A 19543-nucleotide genomic window follows, 5' to 3' on the forward strand; every position below is an offset into this window, starting at 1 on the left:
TAAATTGATTAAAATTGTAGCTAAATCTCCCTAAAACATTACTCCTTTAGTTAATAATCTTATCCTTGTTGACATAAAAATAATTTAGTTGTTTTTCTATGATATTTTTCTATTTTGAACTCTCAATAAAGCCCTTAAATAGGCACTTTTAGCTATAATATCTATTATATTAAAGGGTAAGAATGCAGATAGAATCCAAGATCATCGGTATTATAAACGATAAGTTAAAAAATCCAATCTATGAAACATTACGTTTGTTAAATATGAAAACTATTTTAACCAAGAGCAATTTTTCTAAAAAAGAGGGAGTTGCTGTTCATATGGTTGTATTACATTTTGTATATATGCTGGTTATGAATAAAAAAATATCAACCTTTATGGATCAAAGTAATGATAGTTTCAAAAAAGATGTATATTATCGATTACTTTCCAATACTTCTTATAATTGGAGAAAACTATTATCTCTTAGTTCTTTAAAGATCTTATCACTACTTCATAAAGTGCAAGATTCAAAGCTAGTAAGAGTTCTTATACTTGATGATACTGTTGAAGATAAAGTTGGTAAAAATATAGAGGGAAGTTGTGACAACCTTTGGAGCAATAAAGCAAAGAGAAAAATCAGAGGTGTAAATGTTGTATCACTAAACTATAGTGATGGTTATTCAAATTTTATGTTGGACTTTGCAATTGCTATGAACAGTTATGCAAGGGTAAAGATAGAAGAGTTTACAAATATTATTGATCATCGAACCAATGCACATAAGCGAAGATTGGAAAGCTTAAAAGGGAAATCACAAATTGCTATAGAGATGATTAAAAGAGCAGTAGCTAGTGGTATATATGCAGATTATCTGCTTGTAGATAGCTGGTATTCTAAACCTGTATTTATAGAAACTATGAATGAACTTGGATTGCAAGTCATTTCAAGAATGGTAAACAATGACAGGATATGGAATTTTACAGGAGAGAAAAAGACCCTTGATGGCATCTATAACAAATTTAAAAAGCTTAAATCTATCAAGATGGGTCAATATGGCAAAAAGATAAAGTTTGAGTATTTTTCAACCATAGTTGAACATAAAAAAGCTGGTAAATTAAAAATTGTTTTTATAAAAACAAAAGAGAATTTAATACCAATCGTATCAACCAATCTTATACTTAGTGATGAAGAGATTATAGATATTTATAAAAGACGATGGGATATAGAACAAGGGTATAAAGAACTTCGTGAACACTTTGGATTCGGAAAAGAAGAGAATCGAATCTATGAAGCTTTGATAGCCAGAATTACACTATCTTTTTTTACATACAATGTTGTTAGCTATATAAATCGTATCAGCAATGAACCTAAAACAATTGGTGGATTGTTTAAAGATTTAGAATGTGAACTTCATACTCTAGCAATAGCTATGCAAGCATTTTTAGCTATTTTAGATGAGATTGCAAAAATTGAAGAAGTTGTCAATAGAAATGAGGATTTTACAGCTATCATTGATCTATTAAGAGATGTGACTGGAAAATTGCTTGGTTTTAGGTGCGAAAGTTAAGTTAGTTACAAAACTTGATAAAACTTTTATCTCTTCTTTAAAGTTTTTGGATGGCAAAAAAATTGCATATGTGGATGAGATATACAAAGAAATGCTGATAAAAAAATACCCACAAATAGAGTTTATAAAAGTTGATTCATTAAAAGAAGGATTAAATAAAGTTAATAACGATGATTTTTTTGGTTTAGTTGAAATTCTTCCTGTTGTGGGACATGAAATACAAAAAGACTTTTCAAATAGTCTTAAAATATCAAAAGAGATTTTTAATAATATTAATATTTCAATTGCTAGTTCTAGAAATAATTTAATATTAAATGATATTGTTAATAAATTACTTAATTCTATTACAAATGAAAATAAAGAAAAGATGCTTAATAATTGGATTTCTATTAACTATGAAAAAGAGATTAATTATGAAAAAGTTTTAATTATTGGGTCTGTTTTTATACTAGTTCTTATTATTATTTCTTTTAAAAATAGACAAATCAATAATCTTAATACTCAGATGAAAAAATATATTGATATTGTTGATAAAAATATTTTAACATCATCAACTGATTTAGATGGTAATATTACTAAGGTTTCTGAAGCTTTTTGTGAAATAAGTGGATATACAAAAGATGAATTAATAGGTCGTAATCATAGAATAATAAGACATCCAGATATGAATGATTCTACTTATAAGCACTTATGGGAAACAATAACTCGTGGAAAGACATGGAAAGGTGAGATAAAAAATCTTAAAAAGAATAAAGAACATTATTGGGTAGAAGCATCTATATCTCCAATGTTTAATAAAAATAAAGAGATTATTGGATACACAGCTATTAGAGTTGATATTACTGATAAAAAAAGAATAGAAGAGATCTCAATAACTGATGGACTAACAAATATTTATAATAGAAGATATTTCGATGATGCCTTTCCAAATATAATTAACAATGCAAAAAGAAAAGATGAATTATTAGCCTTTTTATTTATGGATTTCGATCATTTTAAACAATATAATCTTAACTTTCGCACCTAAAACCAAGCAATTTTCCAGTCACATCTCTTAATAGATCAATGATAGCTGTAAAATCCTCATTTCTATTGACAACTTCTTCAATTTTTGCAATCTCATCTAAAATAGCTAAAAATGCTTGCATAGCTATTGCTAGAGTATGAAGTTCACATTCTAAATCTTTAAACAATCCACCAATTGTTTTAGGTTCATTGCTGATACGATTTATATAGCTAACAACATTGTATGTAAAAAAAGATAGTGTAATTCTGGCTATCAAAGCTTCATAGATTCGATTCTCTTCTTTTCCGAATCCAAAGTGTTCACGAAGTTCTTTATACCCTTGTTCTATATCCCATCGTCTTTTATAAATATCTATAATCTCTTCATCACTAAGTATAAGATTGGTTGATACGATTGGTATTAAATTCTCTTTTGTTTTTATAAAAACAATTTTTAATTTACCAGCTTTTTTATGTTCAACTATGGTTGAAAAATACTCAAACTTTATCTTTTTGCCATATTGACCCATCTTGATAGATTTAAGCTTTTTAAATTTGTTATAGATGCCATCAAGGGTCTTTTTCTCTCCTGTAAAATTCCATATCCTGTCATTGTTTACCATTCTTGAAATGACTTGCAATCCAAGTTCATTCATAGTTTCTATAAATACAGGTTTAGAATACCAGCTATCTACAAGCAGATAATCTGCATATATACCACTAGCTACTGCTCTTTTAATCATCTCTATAGCAATTTGTGATTTCCCTTTTAAGCTTTCCAATCTTCGCTTATGTGCATTGGTTCGATGATCAATAATATTTGTAAACTCTTCTATCTTTACCCTTGCATAACTGTTCATAGCAATTGCAAAGTCCAACATAAAATTTGAATAACCATCACTATAGTTTAGTGATACAACATTTACACCTCTGATTTTTCTCTTTGCTTTATTGCTCCAAAGGTTGTCACAACTTCCCTCTATATTTTTACCAACTTTATCTTCAACAGTATCATCAAGTATAAGAACTCTTACTAGCTTTGAATCTTGCACTTTATGAAGTAGTGATAAGATCTTTAAAGAACTAAGAGATAATAGTTTTCTCCAATTATAAGAAGTATTGGAAAGTAATCGATAATATACATCTTTTTTGAAACTATCATTACTTTGATCCATAAAGGTTGATATTTTTTTATTCATAACCAGCATATATACAAAATGTAATACAACCATATGAACAGCAACTCCCTCTTTTTTAGAAAAATTGCTCTTGGTTAAAATAGTTTTCATATTTAACAAACGTAATGTTTCATAGATTGGATTTTTTAACTTATCGTTTATAATACCGATGATCTTGGATTCTATCTGCATTCTTACCCTTTAATATAATAGATATTATAGCTAAAAGTGCCTATTTAAGGGCTTTATTGAGAGTTCAAAATAGAAAAATATCATAGAAAAACAACTAAATTATTTTTATGTCAACAAGGATAAGATTATTAACTAAAGGAGTAATGTTTTAGGGAGATTTAGCTACAATTTTAATCAATTTAACGTGCGAAAGTTAAGAATATAATGATAATTATGGACATCAAAAAGGTGATGATGTTTTAATAAAAGTAGCAGAATGTTTACAAAATAATTTAAATCGTTCTTCTGATTATAGCTTTAGATTAGGTGGAGAAGAGTTTGCTGTTGTTTATCAAGCAAAAACAAAAGAGGCTGCTTTATCATTTGCTAATAAATTAAGAGAAAGTATAGAGGACTTAAAAATTAAACATGAATTTAGTAGTGTTAGTTCTTATATTACAGTATCTATGGGACTTATATGTAAAAATGCCAATGATATAATTGTTGATGAAGTATATAAACAAGCAGATGACTTACTTTATGAAGCTAAGAAAAATGGAAGAAACAGAGTTTGTGTTGAAAATATATGATATTTGAAAGGAATATATGGTCTTTCTTAAGCAAAATATTTTGATTATAGAAGATGAGTTAGAAACTTTAGAGCTTATGGTAGAAATTTTTGAATCTAAATTTTCAAAGGTATTTACTGCGGTTGATGGTTATGATGCTATTGAAGTGTTTAAAAATAATAAAATAGATGTTGTACTATGTGATGTTAATATCCCTAAATTAAATGGGCTTGAAACTATAATTAAGATACGAGAGGTTGATTATAGTGTACCAATTATAATAATTACAGCATATTCTGATACAGAAACTTTACTTAAGGCCTCAAATTGTAATGTACAAGGATATATTTTAAAACCTATGAAGTTTGAAGACATTCAGTATATTCTAAAAAAAGTATATCAACATCAAAATAATGAGTATCATAATGGGCGAATTAGTATTAACTCTTCAATCATATTAGATACTGTTAATTCAGAGTTTATGTTTGAAGGAAACAGTGTAAAACTTACACTAAAAGAATTAGAATTTTTGAAATTACTTATAAAAAAAAGAGGTTCAGCAGTTCATTATTCAATAATTGAAAGAGTAGTTTGGAATGATAATGTTATGTCAAGTACTAGTTTACGAACTTTAGTTAAAAATATTAGAAAAAAAATATCTTATGATATTGTAGAAAATGTACCTAAAGTTGGATACAAAGTAAATATTTAATTAGATTGGGAAAGTGTGAAAGAAGAACATTATTTAAGAAAAGAGTTATATGAAAAAATAAATAAAGACTCTACAATTTTTGATTTTTTAGAAAAAAACTCTTTAGATGGAGTTTGGTATTGGGATTTAGAAAACTCTGAGAATGAATGGATGAGTCCTAGATTTTGGGAGGTTTTAGGATATGAAGCTAATGAAAAAGAGCATTTAGTTTCCCAATGGCAAGAGTTGATTTTTGATGAAGATTTAGAAAAAGCTACTAAAAACTATAAAAAACATTATGTTGATATGACTCATCCTTATGACCATGTTGTAAGATATAGACATAAAAAAGGTCATACAGTATGGATTAGATGTAGAGGTAATATTCTTAGAAATAAAGATGGTAAACCTATTCGTATGATAGGGATTCACAATGATATTACACAGCAAAAAATTGCTGAAGAGGATTTAATTAAAAAAAATAATGAATTAAAAGCTATTTTAGATAGTTCATTAAGTGGAATAATGGCTTTTGATCCTTTTTATGATGAAAAAGGTGAAATTGTTGATTTTATATTTACAATGATGAATAAAGAGGCTTGTAAAATAGTAAAATTAAAAGAAGAAGAGATTATTAATCAAAGATTGTCTAAGATTATTAGTGGAAACTTTAAACCTTTAGACTCATTAAATGGACAAACTCTTTTTGAAAATTATAAGGAAGTTGTTTTAACTGGTAAATCAAAAAAATTAGAATTCTATTTTGAAAGTGATGGGATAAAAGAATGGTTTAGAAATAAAGTTGTAAAAAATAATGATGGATTTGTATGTACTTTTGAAGTAATAACTCAAGAAAAAGAGTTACAACAAAAATTAGAACAAAAAGTAAAAGAAGAGGTTGAAAAACAAAGAGATCAAGAGAAAATTCTTTTACAACAATCAAAAATGGCAGCTATGGGAGAGATGATAGGAGCAATTGCACATAATTGGAGACAACCTTTGAACACTTTATCTCTTCAGTGTATAGATTTAATTAATCAATTTGAAAACTCAAATTTAAATAAAAATTATCTTACTAAGTGGATTCAAAGAATAGATAAGCAATTAACTTTTATGTCTAATACAATTGACGATTTTAGAAATTTTTATAAACCAAAAGAAGAGTTTAAGAAGATAAATCTAAAAGATACTATTTTAAAAATAGTATCTTTAATTAAATATGAATTAAATTCAAATGGTATAAAAGTAAAGATAGATATTTCAGATTCTATTTTTTTAGTGTGTTTAGAGAATCAACTTCACCAATCAATAATAAATATTTTATTAAATGCAAAAGATGCAATATTATTAAATAATATGGAAAATAAAGAGATTGAAATTTGTGCTACAAAAAATAGTATTTCAACTGTTTTAACTATAGAAGATTCAGGTGGTGGTATAAAAGATAGTGATATTTTAAAAAGAATATTTGAGCTATACTTTACCACAAAGCAAAACTCTAACGGTACAGGTGTTGGATTATATATGACAAAAATAATAATTGAACAAAACTTAAATGGAAAAATTGAAGTGGAGAATATTAATAAAGGTCTTAGATTTAAAATAGAAATTCCTCACTAAAACTCACAAAAACATCACTTTTTTTATGTACTATTAAATAAATAATAAAAGGAGTTTTATGTTTGGTGCAATTTCAAATAAAGAATTGGAACTAATAGATAACTATTTTGATCAATTTGTAAAATTTATTTCTTATGAAAAAAATGAGTTTGATTACATAGAATCCACAGGTAATAAAAAGCTTGATGAAATGTTAAAAAAATGGAATCAAGATATAAGAGAAGTTGATAAAAGAAATAAAGAAGATATGAGAGTTTTAGGTGAGATAGTTCTTACAGCTGATAAAGTTGATCAAGGTATATTTTCTTCTCGAATAAACTCTAATAGTTCAACTCCAACAATCCTTACATTAAAAACAACAATTAATAAAATGCTTGCAAGTATCGATGACTCTACAAAAAGAATTTTAAGAGTTGTTAGTAGTTATACAAATGATGATTTTACTGATAGTATAAAAGTAATTGACAAATATAAAGAAGATATGAAACTTTTGATGGAGAGTATTAATAAGCTAGGAAAAGTACTTAGTGATAATGCAAGAATAAATTTTCAAAATGGTGAAACTTTAGAAAAAAATGCAAATGTAATGAATAGTTCAATGACTAATCTTTCACAAAAAGCAAATGAACAAGCAGCATCTTTAGAACAAACAGCAGCAGCTGTTGAAGAGATTACTAGTATTACTAGAAATAATGCTCAAAATGCAGTTAAAATGGCATCTTTAGGTCAAACTGTTAAAGAATCAGTTTTTTCAGGTGAAGAACTAGCTTCTAAAACAGTTGTTTCTATGGAAGAAATTAATCAAAAAGTAAACTCAATTAATGAAGCAATTATTGTAATAGATCAAATTGCATTCCAAACAAATATACTTTCACTTAATGCAGCAGTTGAAGCAGCAACAGCAGGTGAAGCAGGGAAAGGTTTTGCTGTAGTTGCACAGGAAGTTAGAAACTTGGCTTCAAGAAGTGCAGAGGCTGCAAGGGAAATTAAAAATCTTGTTGAAGAAGCTACCTCAAAAGCAAATGATGGAAAGATAGTTTCATCAGATATGATTGAGGGATATAAAAAATTAAATGAAAATATTTCTGAAACAATTCATATAATTGAGGATGTATCAAAAGCTTCAAATGAACAAATGACAGGAATAGAGCAAATAAATGATGCTGTTAATATGCTAGATAGAGTTACTCAAGAAAATGCAAATGATTCAAATCAAATAAAATTAATTGCTCAAGAAGTATCAAAACTTGCACATGAATTATTAATTGATTCAAAAACAAAAAAATTTAACTAAAGGATGATAAATATGTCTATAGGCAAAGAAACAGTTTTAGATAAAAATGCATTTTTAGTTAGTGAAACTGATGCAAGGGGAATAATAAGATTTGCAAATGATGATTTCTGTAAAGTTGCAGAATATTCATTAAATGAATTACTAGGACAACCTCATAGTATGGTTAGGCATAAAGATATGCCCAAAAAAGCATTTAAATCACTATGGGATACTGTTCAAAAAGGAGAAATTTGGACAGGATATGTAAAAAATGCAACAAAAAGTGGTGGTTATTATTGGGTATTTGCAACGGTATATCCATTTGAAAGTAGTGATGGTTCAAAAGGTTATTTATCTTGTCGAAAAAGAGCTAATCTAGAAGAGATACAAAAAGCTGAGAACCTGTATGATATTTGGAGAAAAGAAGAGAACTAATTTTCTCCTATCATATAGTTTTAATTATTTAAAATTGATTTAACAAACTCTTCCATTGTTTTATTTGCCATATCGTTTGGTGCTTCTAAAAAATTTAATATAAATTTATCTTCTAATTCACAAACACCAATACTTCTAGGTCGAACTGCTAATACTTCAGGAGTTGGTAACTCTTTACCAAAACAAAATACTATATTTTTAGCAGATTTAATAGCAGGATTTATTTCTCCATTTACGCAGCTTGTGTGATTATATTGGTCAAAAATAGCTATAAAAGAGATTACGGGGTGATTATCAATTTTTTCTTTTAAATGATTAATGATTTCATCCACGTTTTTATATTTTAATTCATTTTTATTATATTCAATTTCAAATATATGGTACTTTTCTTTAAATATTTTTTGTTTCATTTACTTTCCTTTTAGTGATATGAATGAGTTTATTGCACATTCCATTCTTTCTTCAACATCTCTTGTATCAACAAAACTATAATCAGTTTGGATTTTGTATATTAGTTTATTATCATATTTAAAATCAAACATTAAATAACCAGCATACTCTTTAGCTTTGTCATTGTTTTTACCTTTATCCTCTTTATCATTCTCATATAGATAATACTCTATTAACACTTTTTTCGTATCTGTAGAGTCTGTAGGTTTTGCGTATCTATCAATCACACTTGTCAATAATCTATCTAAGTCTTCAATATAAACACTTTGCTTTATATTGCTTTTCATATATTTAGAATATTCTATATTTGATTTAATGATATAGTTTTTATTAAGTAATGCATCAATTCCTTCTTTTACTGGTCCTTGTGCAAAAACTCTTTCAAAAGTAGTTGTCTTAGCTTGGCATGCAAGTCTTTTTATTTTTAAACTTTTAGTAGATTCTTTATATATTGCATAAAAAATTACTGAAAATACAACAATTATTATTAGTGGTAAAATTTTTTTCATAATTCTCCTTATTTTTAAAGGAAAATTATAATAGATAAATTATTAGAGTTTCATAAAATAAAGTTATGTTTATATATAACTTTATCTTATAATTTTTTTATTTCTAAATCAATATTTAAAGTTTTTGATGTTGAATCTTTTTGTTTAAGTGCCTTACTAACTTTAACTTGTTTTACAGAAATACCTTTTTGTTTTACAAGATACTCTTTAATATTAATAGCTCTAATCTTTGCAATCTTTTCTAACTCTTCAGTTTTTACATCTTGCTTGTTTATAATAAATGACTCAAGAGCTTTTTTATAGGTTTTTATATTTATTTTATTATCTGTTGTATGAGTGTTTTTTAACTCTTTAACTTTTTTGTCATAATCTTTATAAATCTCTTCTAATAGTTCTAAATACTTTTCATCATAGTTTTTAATATTTTTATTAGGTAATTCATTATTAACTATTTTTATAAATTTATTGTTTTTTAATGCAAGTAAATCTTTTTGGTTTTCATATGATGGAATAATTTCTAATACTAAGTTTGGACGTTTTGTTAAGATTTTATTTATTTTATCTAGTGTTTCTCTTTGTATAGGAGTAATTTCACTCTCTCCATAATTAAAGTCTACACTATTGATTTCATTTGCATCAAATCCAAATATAGCTCCAAGTAGTGAAAATGGTGCTGTTAGTGCCTTTGTAATTAAATTTACAAATTCTTTAAATACAATTGGAGCAATAGAAAATTGTGGGTCATCAACATTACCACTTATAGGTAGGTTTAAATCTATAACCCCACTTGTATCTTGAAGTAGGGCGATTGCTAGTTCTAAGGGTAGAGAAACAGCATCTTTACTTTCAACTTTGTTTCCAAGTTCTAATTGCTTTATTACTACATTGTTTTGTGCTTTTAAGTTTGAACTTTGAATGTTATAGTTTAAGTCTAAATCTAGCTTACCACTTTTTAACTCTCTTCCTATAAATTTACCTGTATAAGGTGTGAAGTTTTTCATGGCAATATTTTTAAACACCATATTAATATCTGTTAAAAGTTTTATACTGTTTGGATTTACAACCCCTGTTATATTTGTAGTACCATATTCATCAACAACACCTCTTACTTGAAGTTTTGTTTTACTTTGAATATCACTTTTAAACTCACTAATACTTCCATTTAGTTTTGAGACAGTTGTTTTAAATGGTATTGGTAAGTTTTTATCTTCAAAGTTTAATTTTGCATTTCTAATAGTAATAGGACCAATATCAATTTTTTTACCATTTGAGTTCTCTTTAGTTGTCTTTTTTTCTACTTCATTTTTTACCTCATCCTTAGTAGAATTAGATTTAGGTAATATTACACTTATTATTGGTCTATTCACAGTTGTTTTATTAACTTTTAGTAGACTATTTGAATTATAGATTCCACTCACACTTAAATCAATATTATTAGCTAAGATATTTGTTTTATCCTTAGTATTAAGAAAATTAACTTTAGGTTGAACAACCCTTAAAGAGTTTATATTTAATCTACTTCCTTTTTGAGACAATTTATTTACATATACTTGTAAGTCTTGGGCTTTTAAGGAAATGTTGTTTTTTTTGTCATAAAAGTTAATATCTGGTCTTGAAAGCTTAATTGTTTTTATATCTATATTTGAGCCATTTAATATAAGAGAGTTTAAATCAACATTAGTTGATTTTACTCCTATAGTCATATTATTGATTCTATCTTTTAAATCTAAGTTCGGTGTACCTAATGATATTTTAGAAATATTGATTTTAGAACCATTGATTTTTAAATTAGATGCATCTATTTTTGTTTGTTTCGATTTAATATTTAGTTTAGATTTTAATTCATCAAAATTTAAATTTGCTAATGTTGTATTTACAGAATTGATATCTATATTAGAACCATCAATATTTATCTTACTAACATTAATACTATTTTTAGCACTACTTAGTTTAATAGAAGATTTATCTTTAACATTTAAATTATCACTATTTAGTTTTATACTATTGATTGCTATTTTGTTGTTTTTTAAATCTAATTTATCCATATTTATAGATATTAATTCATCTAAAATAGTTAATCTATTTTTATTATCTTCAAAATTAAAATTAGAAGCTTTTAGATTAATATTTGATAAATCTATGTTTGAACCATCTAGATTAAATCTATTAATTTTAATTGTATTTTTACTATTAATTACTAAAGAGTTAATCTTATCTGTATAGTTTGTATTTATATTCTCTAATATAGAATTAGAAACTTTAACAATCCAAGGCTTAGTCTCCTTTATGGGTTCTTCATCTTTTGTTGGTTGACTTTTTACTAAATTAGCTAAATTAATTCCATCTTTAGAGTTTAGAACTTTTACATTTAGAGTATTTACAGTTGGTGTATCAACTAAGATTTCTTGTTTATCTAAATCAAATTTAAAGTTTTTAATATCTAGTTTTTTCAGGCTTACTGTATTTAATTCATTTTGAATTACATTTAAGTTATTGATATTAAAAATTGTTGAGTTTAAAACTACATCTGTTTTTTTAGTAGTATCAATATTAAAATCCATTCCTAGATTAATATTTGCCTCTTTATTTAAATTAAAATTAAAACTACTCATATCATAGTCTAATAACTCTTTAACCCTTAAGTCTTCAATATTAGCTTTACCATACATCTTAAATGGTATTAATCTAAACGCACCTTCTATTGAAAGATTAGTAAATTCGTTTATTTTTAGTTTTAAATCATTTGATGATAAAGAGTTATTAAAAGTTCCCACATCTCTTAGTTTATAATTTATATCATTTATACTAATTTTATATGGTTCTTTATCTTTTAGTTTTGTAAAATCAATTTTTGAGTTTTCCAAAAAGATTTTAGATACTAAGAACTCTATTTGTGAGCTTGATTCATCTTTAGGTTCTTCTTGTACTTCTTGAGTTGGTTTTACTAGTTTAGCAACATTGAAGCTTCCATCTTTTTCTTCTATGATATTTAAATATAGCTTTTCTAGTTTTACTTCTTGTATATTCGCATGTAAGTCACTGATTGAAGCAATTAAACCCAAATCTAAAGTTAGTTTATCAAATGATGCAATCGTTTCTTCATTTGTTAGTTTATAGTTATAAAGTCTTGCAGTTAAAGAGTAGGGGTTGAATTCTACTTTTTCAATACTACTTTTTGCTGTAAGATTTGCATCTAGATTTTTTATTAATTGATCTTTTAAAACAACAGGTATAAGCTTAAATCCAATGGTAGTATATATTGCTAATATAAAGCAAAGCCACCAAAATGTTTTTTCTATTTTTCCCATAATTAAATCTTCTTAAATTTTGTATTTTATAATTATTGTAGTATATTATCCTTACTTAGTTATTAAATAAAGAGAGATTTAATTATATATTATGACCAGTATAAAAGAACAGTTTATTGGATTTTACAGCACTCCAAAGCTATTTAGCACTATAAAAAATATAGAACAGTTTGAATTTGAAACTATAGATATAAGTAGTATAGATATAAATATACAAATAAATCAAAGACTACCACTAGGAAAAAGAATAGAGTATTTTTTTGAAGAGTATTTAAAACATGTAAGTAGATATAAACTACTATATAAGAATATTCAAGTAATAGAAGATAAAAACACTTTAGGTGAGATTGATTTTATACTATATGATAAAGAAAAAGAGAAATACTTACATACAGAACTAGTATACAAATACTACTTATATGATGAAAGCTTTGAAAATGAGATTAATAGATATATAGGACCAAATAGAGATGATACGCTATTAAAAAAACTAGACAAGCTGTATACTAAACAGTTTCCACTTCTATATAGTAATAAAACAAAAGAGTATATAGATATAGATTATAGCAATGTATATCAAAATAGTTGTTTTAAAGCTAATATATATTTACCATATAAAAAAGAGCCAAAACTAGGTTTAGTAAATAAAGAGTGTATAAAAGGCTTTTATATAAATATAGAAAAATTTAAGTGTGAAGAGAAATTTAAATCATATAAATACTACATGCCACATAGATATGATTGGGTAAGTGATATACCAAAAGACATAGAGTATAAAACTTATGAAGATATAGTACAGGAGATAGAGTATTTTATAAGTTTAGGAAAATCACCACTTATATGGCTAAAAAATGATGAGGTCTACCAAGAGTTTTTTATAACATGGTGGTAGCAGTAGGTTAAATAGAGAATAAAAGATTATTAGATACAATCCGTTTATATAAAGGATAGATATATTATGACAGTTATAGAGTTATTTCAAAAATTATTGAGATTTAAATCAGTTACTCCTGATGATGATGGAGCATTTGATTTTATAGAAGAGTATTTAGGTGATACTTGGAAATGTATTAGTGTAGATATGGAAGGTGTTAAAAATAGATTTTATTATAAAAAATTTAATGACAACCCTCAACACCTATGTTTTGCTGGACATATAGATGTAGTACCACCTGGAAAGGGATGGGAAGTTGACCCATTTGCAGCTGATATTATAGATGGAGTTATAACTGCTAGGGGGACTCAAGATATGAAAAGTGGAGATGCTGCTTTTTTATATGCTTGTAAACATGCAGAAAATTTTGATGGAACACTAAGTATTTTAATGACTTCTGATGAAGAGGGTGAAGGAACTTATGGAACTATAAAGATGTTAGAACATCTAAGAGAAATAGATTTTATTCCTCAATACGCAGTAGTAGCAGAACCAACTTGTGAAGAAGTATTTGGAGATGCTATTAAAGTAGGTAGACGTGGTAGTATAAATGGATATATTACTATTAAAGGTAAACAAGGACATGCAGCTTATCCAGAAAAGTGTATAAATCCAGTTCATAATTTCGCTGAGGTACTACCAAAAATTGCAGGACATAATTTAGATAATGGAGATGAATATTTTGCTCCATCTAAAATGGTAATTACTGATATCAGAGGTGGTATGGAAGTTACAAATGTAACTCCAAATGAGTTAAAACTAATGTTTAATGTAAGAAACTCTACAAATACTACAAGGGAATCGGTAGAAGCATTTATCCATGAAAAACTAAAAGGTTTAGAGTATGACTTTAGAACAACTCAAGGTTCTTTTCCCTTTGTAACAAATAAAGAATCAAAAGTAGTAAAAGCTATGGAAGAATCAATTTTAAAAGTTTTAGGAATTAAAACAAAACACTCAACTCATGGTGGAACTAGTGATGCTAGATATTTTGGTAGCTTTGGAATTGAAGCTATTGAATTTGGTGTTATAAATGACACTATACATAGTGTTGGTGAGAGAACAACAGTTAAAGAAGTAGAGGGTCTTTGTAAAGTATATGAAGATTTAATCAAAAGTTTTTAATAATGATAAATTTACTTTACATTTTTAATTAAATATCTTATAATGATAACTAAAATTATCATTATGAGTGAAAAATATGGAAGATATAAAAGTAAAAGTAGACTCAAAAGAGGTAGGAAAACTTTTTTTTGAAAAAGAAAAAAATCAATATGGATTTAACTATACAGTTGATTTTAAACCTATCTCCCTAATTATGCCCTATAGATCATCATCTTATATTTGGAGTTATAAACTTCATCCTATTTTTGATATGAATATGCCTGAGGGGTATTTATTTGAATTATTTAAAAAGTATCTTACTAAGAGTTATGGATATATAGATGATTTTTTAGTCTTTTCTCACATATGCTCAAATATTCAAGGAAGACTTAGCTATGAAACTAAAACTAAATCCAAAGAGTTTTTATCATTTGATTTAAATGAAGTTTTACAAAATGATAGCAGTGATACTTTTACTAAAATTGTAACTGCATTTTTAGATAAAAATGCAATATCAGGAGTTCAGCCAAAATCACTTGCTATATTAAAAGATAAAGAGAGTATCTCTTCAAAAGAGTATATTATAAAAACTTGGGGTGAAGAGTATCAACAACTTGCATTAAATGAATATTTTTGTTTAAAAGCAATTGAAAAATCAAGTGTGAAAATACCAAATATACAATTATCAAAAAACAATAAATTTTTATTGGTTGAGAGATTTAATTATGCAAAAGAAAATAATAGTTTTTTAGGTTTTGAAGAAATTTTAACTTTAGTTGGTAAAAACAAAGATGAAAAATACTCAGGAAGTTATGAACAAATAGCAAAAGTAATATATAGTGTAAGTACCCAAAAACTTGAAGATATGAGGAGTTTATATAAAGTGATAGTTATGAATTATTTACTTAAAAATGGTGATGCACATCTTAAAAACTTTGGTGTTTTATACGATAAAGATTTCTCAAAAATATGGTTTAGTCCAGCCTATGATGTAGTAAATACAGTTGCTTATTTTTATAATGATCGACCAGCACTTACAATGAATGGAAAAAAAATATGGTTTGGTAAAAAAGAGCTTATAAAATTTGGAGTTCAAAACTGCTATCTAAAACAAAATGAAGCAACAAAATTTTATGAAGATTGTATAAATTCTTTAAAAGAATCAATTAATGAGTTAAAAGAGTATATCTCAATAAATAAAAAGTTTGAAAATATTGGTCAAAAAATGATTGATTGTTGGGAATTATCTCTTGATGAAAAAAGTTATAAGGAGATTCCAAATGAAATTACACGAAATTGGAAGTGAAATAAAAAGACTAAGAATCCAAAAAAATCTTACACAAGAGGAACTTGCAACAAAAAGTGGAATTAGTAGAGTAACACTTGGAAAAGTTGAAAGGGGAGAGTTAGGTAATACAAGTGTAAAAACATTGGATATAATATTATCAAACCTAAATCAAGAGATAGAGTTTAAATCTAATATAGGATTTGGTTTACCAAATTTAGATGAATTAAAATAAAGGAGTTTAGATGAAAAAAATTTTATGTACTTTAGGATTAACTGCAAGTTTTTTATTTGCAAATAACTTTACACTTACAAGTAGTGATTTAAAAGGTCAATTAACAAATACTCAAGTATTTAATGGCTTTGGATGTGAGGGTGAAAATATTTCACCACAATTATCTTGGAGTGATGCACCAAAGGGAACAAAATCATTTGCATTAACTGTTTATGACCCAGATGCACCAACTGGTTCAGGGTGGTGGCATTGGATTGTATTTGATATCCCTAAAAGTAAAACAACTTTAGAAACAGGTTTTGGAAATAAAGAACAAAAAGATGTAGTTCAAAGTATGACTGATTTTGGAAAAACTGGATTTGGTGGAGCTTGTCCTCCAGTAGGAGATAAACCTCACAGATATATTTTTACTATTCATGCCCTTGATGTTGAAAAACTTGGACTTGATGAAAAAGCAGATTCAGCACTTGTTGGTTATTACTTAAACGCTCATACTATTGGAAAATCTTCACTTATTTCATATTATGGAAGATAAAAAAAGATTTAATCTTGATAGATTAAAAGAGCTAGAGTCAGAATTTTTGCATCAATATCCAACTGGATTTGAAGATGCAAAATTCTTCCCTACTATGAAAAAGTTCAATCCCCAAAAGCTTGAAATTTTTGCAAAAGAGAATTTAAATAAAGAGTGTTTTTCTAATCCTAATTTAGTAATTGACTCATATTTTAAAGTTATCCAAAAATCAGTTTTAGTCTCACTTTTTGATAAGTTAAAACTAAAAGATATGATAAGCTCACTAAATTCATATGAAAAAGATATGTTAAGTATTGAAATTTATGAGTTACTTTATGGAAATAAAAAAGAGGGTTTTGAAGGATTAGTTGAGTTTTTAGCTCAATACAATCTTTCAAAATGGACAATTATAAGTGTTGTACCATACTACTTAAATAGGCATGATGAGTATTTTATAAAACCAACCACTACAAAAAATATTATTAAATATCTTAAAATAGATGAAATTACATATAAACCAAAACCTAGCTATGAGTTTTATAAAAACTATAAAGAAATCTTAGATGAAACAAAGTTATTGCTTAATAAAAATCTTTCATTTGATAATGCAGCATATACAGGTTTTTTCAAAGTAGCTATTGAAATATGTGATGTTGAGTGATCTATTTAGTCATAATAAACTTGATATTAAGATTATGGTAAAATGCATTCCTAAATAAAAAGTAAAAGGAATTCAATGGAACAATTACCTAACTGTCCAAAATGTGGAGGAGAATATACATACGAAGATGGAGATTTATTTATCTGTCCTGAGTGTGCACATGAATGGTCACAAGATGCATCATTAGCAGCTGATGAAGATGCTTTAGTAGTAAAAGATGCAAATGGAACACTACTTCAAGATGGAGATGATGTTACAGTTATTAAAGATTTAAAAGTTAAGGGTAGTTCTTCTGGAATTAAAGTTGGTACTAAAATCAAAGGTATTAGACTAGTTGATGGTCACGATGGACACAATATTGATTGTAAGGTACCAGGTGTTGGTGCTATTAAATTAAAACAAGAGTTTGTAAAGAAGTCTTAATTATGATACAGTTCATTTCCAAGGAAAACATAAAAATGCCAAACATGATATATGGCACTGCTTGGAAGAAAGAACAAACAACACAACTTGTAAAAACAGCTATCAATACTGGCTTTAAAGGCATTGATACTGCTTGTCAACCAAAACATTACAGGGAAGACTTAGTAGGAATTGCCCTAAAAGAGTGTTTTGGTGATGGTTTAAACCCAAATGATATTTTTATTCAAACTAAATTCACACCTTTAAGTGGACAAGACCAAAACAATATGCCCTATAAAGCAAGTGATAGTCTAAAAGTTCAAGTAGAAAAATCATTTGAAACTTCAAAGAAAAATTTAGGAGTTGATTTTATTGACTCTTATATCCTTCACTCTCCTATTTTTCCTCTAGCTCACACAATAACAGCGTGGGAAAAAATGCAAGAGTTTTATTATAATAGAGAAGTAGGGCAACTAGGAATCTCAAATTGCTATGATTTAGAAACTTTACAATACTTATATAATAACTGTGAAGTAAAACCAAGTATTGTTCAAAATAGATTTTATAATCACACAGATTATGATAAAAATATTAGAGCTTGGTGTAATGATATGGGAATTATTTATCAAAGTTTTTGGTCACTTACTGCTAATCCACACTTGTTAAATAGTGATATTATTATAAGTTTATCTTTAAAATATAAAAAGACAGCAGAGCAAATATTTTATAAATATTTAAATAGTGTAAATATCCTTCCTCTAAATGGAACAACTTCACAAAAACATATGACTGAAGATTTAGATATTCATAATTTTACTTTAGAAGAAAATGAAATATCTTCTATAAACAAAATTCTGTAAGATAGAAAATCTATCTTACATTAATTCCATATTTTCTTAAAATATTAACCCAAACGATTTTATTACCTTTTAAGTCAAACATAGCAGGTGTTCCTTGAACTCCCATTTGTAAAGCTAGTTCAATATTTTCATCAAGTTTTTTTGATAGTTTCTCTTTTTGAGCTGGTTTAAATTTATGATTTTTAAACTCTTCATCTTTTGCAGTTACATTTAACATAGCGTTTAATCTATCTTTAGCATTTTCTTGAGCCATTATAAATAGTGATAAATCATATGCGTTTTTATGAAAATCAAGTGGATAGTAGAAAACTCTTATTTTTACTTTATCTTCTATTTGAGGGAAATATGACTCAAATTTTCTACAATAAGGACACTCTGGATCTGTAAATAAGATATATTCATCACTTCCTGTTCCAAATGTAAAGGCTTCTTTTCCTTTTAAGATTGAAACATCAACTGGCATTGTAAGTGGCATACCATTATTTACATCTAAAACATCACCTGAAATTAAGTATTTTTTATCTTTTGTTAAATAGACTGTATCAACTGCATTTTGGGCCTTAATATTTAAAATATAAACTGAATCTGCATCAAGTCCTTTAGTGATTGAAATACCAGATTTTTTAAATATATTTAAATTCTCCATCTGTTTTATTTGTGAGTCTGAAAGCTCTGTTTGAGCTAATAGTGAGCTTGTAATTAAAGATGAAGCTATAATTAGTTTTTTTGTATTTTTAAGCATTTGTTATCCTAGTTAAAATTTGTAATATATTACTATTTATTTGTTAATCA

The 19543-nt window shown here is 26.6% G+C and carries 18 protein-coding genes and 2 pseudogenes; 15 read left to right on the forward strand and 5 right to left on the reverse strand.

What is annotated here, in order from left to right:
• The first annotated feature begins 182 nt into the window (after positions 1 to 182).
• Positions 183 to 1547, forward strand: a complete 1365-nt coding sequence (locus tag APAC_RS05775; protein WP_130232179.1) for an IS4 family transposase — start codon at positions 183 to 185, stop codon at positions 1545 to 1547.
• Positions 1525 to 2574 carry a transporter substrate-binding domain-containing diguanylate cyclase gene (locus APAC_RS05780; RefSeq protein ID WP_130233214.1) on the forward strand — a complete coding sequence of 350 codons (1050 nt, stop codon included), beginning with the start codon at positions 1525 to 1527 and terminating at the stop codon, positions 2572 to 2574. The genes APAC_RS05775 and APAC_RS05780 overlap by 23 nt, the downstream gene beginning before the upstream one ends.
• Here APAC_RS05780 and APAC_RS05785 read toward each other — a convergent pair.
• The gene (locus tag APAC_RS05785; RefSeq protein WP_130232179.1) at positions 2558 to 3922 is read right to left on the reverse strand and encodes an IS4 family transposase; all 1365 of its coding nucleotides are present in this window, start codon (positions 3920 to 3922) and stop codon (positions 2558 to 2560) included. The two genes, APAC_RS05780 and APAC_RS05785, sit on opposite strands and share 17 nt — an antisense overlap.
• A 209-nt stretch (positions 3923 to 4131) precedes the next feature.
• Between APAC_RS05785 and APAC_RS05790 the strand changes: the two are divergent.
• The 5 genes and pseudogenes from APAC_RS05790 to APAC_RS05810 all read left to right on the forward strand — a co-directional run.
• Positions 4132 to 4491, forward strand: a pseudogene (locus APAC_RS05790) (GGDEF domain-containing protein); the annotation flags it as partial.
• Between the two features lie 40 nt (positions 4492 to 4531).
• Positions 4532 to 5182 (forward strand): response regulator transcription factor, encoded by a 651-nt coding sequence (locus APAC_RS05795; protein ID WP_170170122.1) that lies wholly within the window; start codon positions 4532 to 4534, stop codon positions 5180 to 5182.
• Between the two features lie 15 nt (positions 5183 to 5197).
• Positions 5198 to 6781, forward strand: coding sequence for a PAS domain-containing sensor histidine kinase (locus tag APAC_RS05800; protein WP_130233217.1), 1584 nt, complete (start codon positions 5198 to 5200; stop codon positions 6779 to 6781).
• A 556-nt stretch (positions 6782 to 7337) separates the two neighbouring features.
• Positions 7338 to 8075: pseudogene (locus APAC_RS13525) on the forward strand (methyl-accepting chemotaxis protein); the annotation flags it as partial.
• A 12-nt stretch (positions 8076 to 8087) separates the two neighbouring features.
• Positions 8088 to 8489: a PAS domain-containing protein gene (locus APAC_RS05810; protein ID WP_130233218.1), complete on the forward strand. Its 402-nt coding sequence runs from the start codon at positions 8088 to 8090 to the stop codon at positions 8487 to 8489.
• 20 nt (positions 8490 to 8509) lie between these two features.
• Here APAC_RS05810 and APAC_RS05815 read toward each other — a convergent pair whose 3' ends face one another.
• The 3 genes from APAC_RS05815 to APAC_RS05825 all read right to left on the reverse strand — a co-directional run bounded on the left by APAC_RS05815 (position 8510) and on the right by APAC_RS05825 (position 12756).
• Positions 8510 to 8899 carry a DUF6858 family protein gene (locus APAC_RS05815; RefSeq protein WP_130233219.1) on the reverse strand — a complete coding sequence of 130 codons (390 nt, stop codon included), beginning with the start codon at positions 8897 to 8899 and terminating at the stop codon, positions 8510 to 8512.
• The gene (locus tag APAC_RS05820; RefSeq protein ID WP_170170123.1) at positions 8900 to 9448 is read right to left on the reverse strand and encodes a hypothetical protein; all 549 of its coding nucleotides are present in this window, start codon (positions 9446 to 9448) and stop codon (positions 8900 to 8902) included.
• Positions 9449 to 9534: 86 nt separating this feature from the next.
• A complete protein-coding gene (locus tag APAC_RS05825; RefSeq protein ID WP_130233221.1) occupies positions 9535 to 12756 on the reverse strand; it encodes a DUF748 domain-containing protein in 3222 nt (1073 codons plus the stop codon).
• Between the two features lie 91 nt (positions 12757 to 12847).
• Between APAC_RS05825 and APAC_RS05830 the strand changes: the two genes are divergently transcribed.
• The 8 genes from APAC_RS05830 to APAC_RS05865 all read left to right on the forward strand — a co-directional run bounded on the left by APAC_RS05830 (position 12848) and on the right by APAC_RS05865 (position 18751).
• The gene (locus tag APAC_RS05830; protein WP_130233222.1) at positions 12848 to 13648 is read left to right on the forward strand and encodes a DUF1853 family protein; all 801 of its coding nucleotides are present in this window, start codon (positions 12848 to 12850) and stop codon (positions 13646 to 13648) included.
• 66 nt (positions 13649 to 13714) lie between these two features.
• The gene (gene dapE / locus APAC_RS05835) at positions 13715 to 14815 is read left to right on the forward strand and encodes a succinyl-diaminopimelate desuccinylase (protein WP_130233223.1); all 1101 of its coding nucleotides are present in this window, start codon (positions 13715 to 13717) and stop codon (positions 14813 to 14815) included.
• A 76-nt stretch (positions 14816 to 14891) separates the two neighbouring features.
• Positions 14892 to 16100, forward strand: a complete 1209-nt coding sequence (locus APAC_RS05840) for a type II toxin-antitoxin system HipA family toxin (RefSeq protein WP_130233224.1) — start codon at positions 14892 to 14894, stop codon at positions 16098 to 16100.
• Positions 16075 to 16314, forward strand: a complete 240-nt coding sequence (locus APAC_RS05845) for a helix-turn-helix domain-containing protein (RefSeq protein WP_170170124.1) — start codon at positions 16075 to 16077, stop codon at positions 16312 to 16314. Before APAC_RS05840 ends, APAC_RS05845 begins: the two co-directional genes overlap by 26 nt.
• A gap of 10 nt (positions 16315 to 16324) precedes the next feature.
• Positions 16325 to 16849, forward strand: a complete 525-nt coding sequence (locus tag APAC_RS05850) for a YbhB/YbcL family Raf kinase inhibitor-like protein (protein ID WP_130233226.1) — start codon at positions 16325 to 16327, stop codon at positions 16847 to 16849.
• A complete protein-coding gene (locus APAC_RS05855; RefSeq protein WP_228255956.1) occupies positions 16812 to 17489 on the forward strand; it encodes a hypothetical protein in 678 nt (225 codons plus the stop codon). Before APAC_RS05850 ends, APAC_RS05855 begins: the two co-directional genes overlap by 38 nt.
• A gap of 75 nt (positions 17490 to 17564) precedes the next feature.
• Positions 17565 to 17912 carry a zinc ribbon domain-containing protein YjdM gene (locus APAC_RS05860; protein ID WP_130233227.1) on the forward strand — a complete coding sequence of 116 codons (348 nt, stop codon included), beginning with the start codon at positions 17565 to 17567 and terminating at the stop codon, positions 17910 to 17912.
• Between the two features lie 35 nt (positions 17913 to 17947).
• The gene (locus tag APAC_RS05865; RefSeq protein WP_228255957.1) at positions 17948 to 18751 is read left to right on the forward strand and encodes an aldo/keto reductase family protein; all 804 of its coding nucleotides are present in this window, start codon (positions 17948 to 17950) and stop codon (positions 18749 to 18751) included.
• A gap of 10 nt (positions 18752 to 18761) precedes the next feature.
• Here the strand turns inward: APAC_RS05865 and APAC_RS05870 are convergent, their stop codons facing one another.
• Complete coding sequence (locus APAC_RS05870; protein WP_130233228.1) at positions 18762 to 19493, reverse strand: DsbC family protein; 732 nt, start codon at positions 19491 to 19493, stop codon at positions 18762 to 18764.
• Positions 19494 to 19543: the final 50 nt, after the last annotated feature.

Source organism: Malaciobacter pacificus (assembly GCF_004214795.1).
GTDB lineage: Bacteria > Campylobacterota > Campylobacteria > Campylobacterales > Arcobacteraceae > Malaciobacter_A > Malaciobacter_A pacificus.

Excerpts from the sequence above, each read along its gene's own strand:
- APAC_RS05815 (WP_130233219.1), bottom strand. The coding sequence starts at position 8,899 with ATGAAACAAAAAATATTTAAAGAAAAGTACCATATATTTGAAATTGAA.
- APAC_RS05810 (WP_130233218.1), top strand. The coding sequence starts at position 8,088 with ATGTCTATAGGCAAAGAAACAGTTTTAGATAAAAATGCATTTTTAGTT.
- APAC_RS05820 (WP_170170123.1), bottom strand. The coding sequence starts at position 9,448 with ATGAAAAAAATTTTACCACTAATAATAATTGTTGTATTTTCAGTAATT.
- APAC_RS05840 (WP_130233224.1), top strand. The coding sequence starts at position 14,892 with ATGGAAGATATAAAAGTAAAAGTAGACTCAAAAGAGGTAGGAAAACTT.
- APAC_RS05865 (WP_228255957.1), top strand. The coding sequence starts at position 17,948 with ATGCCAAACATGATATATGGCACTGCTTGGAAGAAAGAACAAACAACA.
- dapE (WP_130233223.1), top strand. The coding sequence starts at position 13,715 with ATGACAGTTATAGAGTTATTTCAAAAATTATTGAGATTTAAATCAGTT.
- APAC_RS05860 (WP_130233227.1), top strand. The coding sequence starts at position 17,565 with ATGGAACAATTACCTAACTGTCCAAAATGTGGAGGAGAATATACATAC.
- APAC_RS05850 (WP_130233226.1), top strand. The coding sequence starts at position 16,325 with ATGAAAAAAATTTTATGTACTTTAGGATTAACTGCAAGTTTTTTATTT.
- APAC_RS05830 (WP_130233222.1), top strand. The coding sequence starts at position 12,848 with ATGACCAGTATAAAAGAACAGTTTATTGGATTTTACAGCACTCCAAAG.
- APAC_RS05785 (WP_130232179.1), bottom strand. The coding sequence starts at position 3,922 with ATGCAGATAGAATCCAAGATCATCGGTATTATAAACGATAAGTTAAAA.
- APAC_RS05825 (WP_130233221.1), bottom strand. The coding sequence starts at position 12,756 with ATGGGAAAAATAGAAAAAACATTTTGGTGGCTTTGCTTTATATTAGCA.
- APAC_RS05845 (WP_170170124.1), top strand. The coding sequence starts at position 16,075 with ATGAAATTACACGAAATTGGAAGTGAAATAAAAAGACTAAGAATCCAA.
- APAC_RS05775 (WP_130232179.1), top strand. The coding sequence starts at position 183 with ATGCAGATAGAATCCAAGATCATCGGTATTATAAACGATAAGTTAAAA.
- APAC_RS05870 (WP_130233228.1), bottom strand. The coding sequence starts at position 19,493 with ATGCTTAAAAATACAAAAAAACTAATTATAGCTTCATCTTTAATTACA.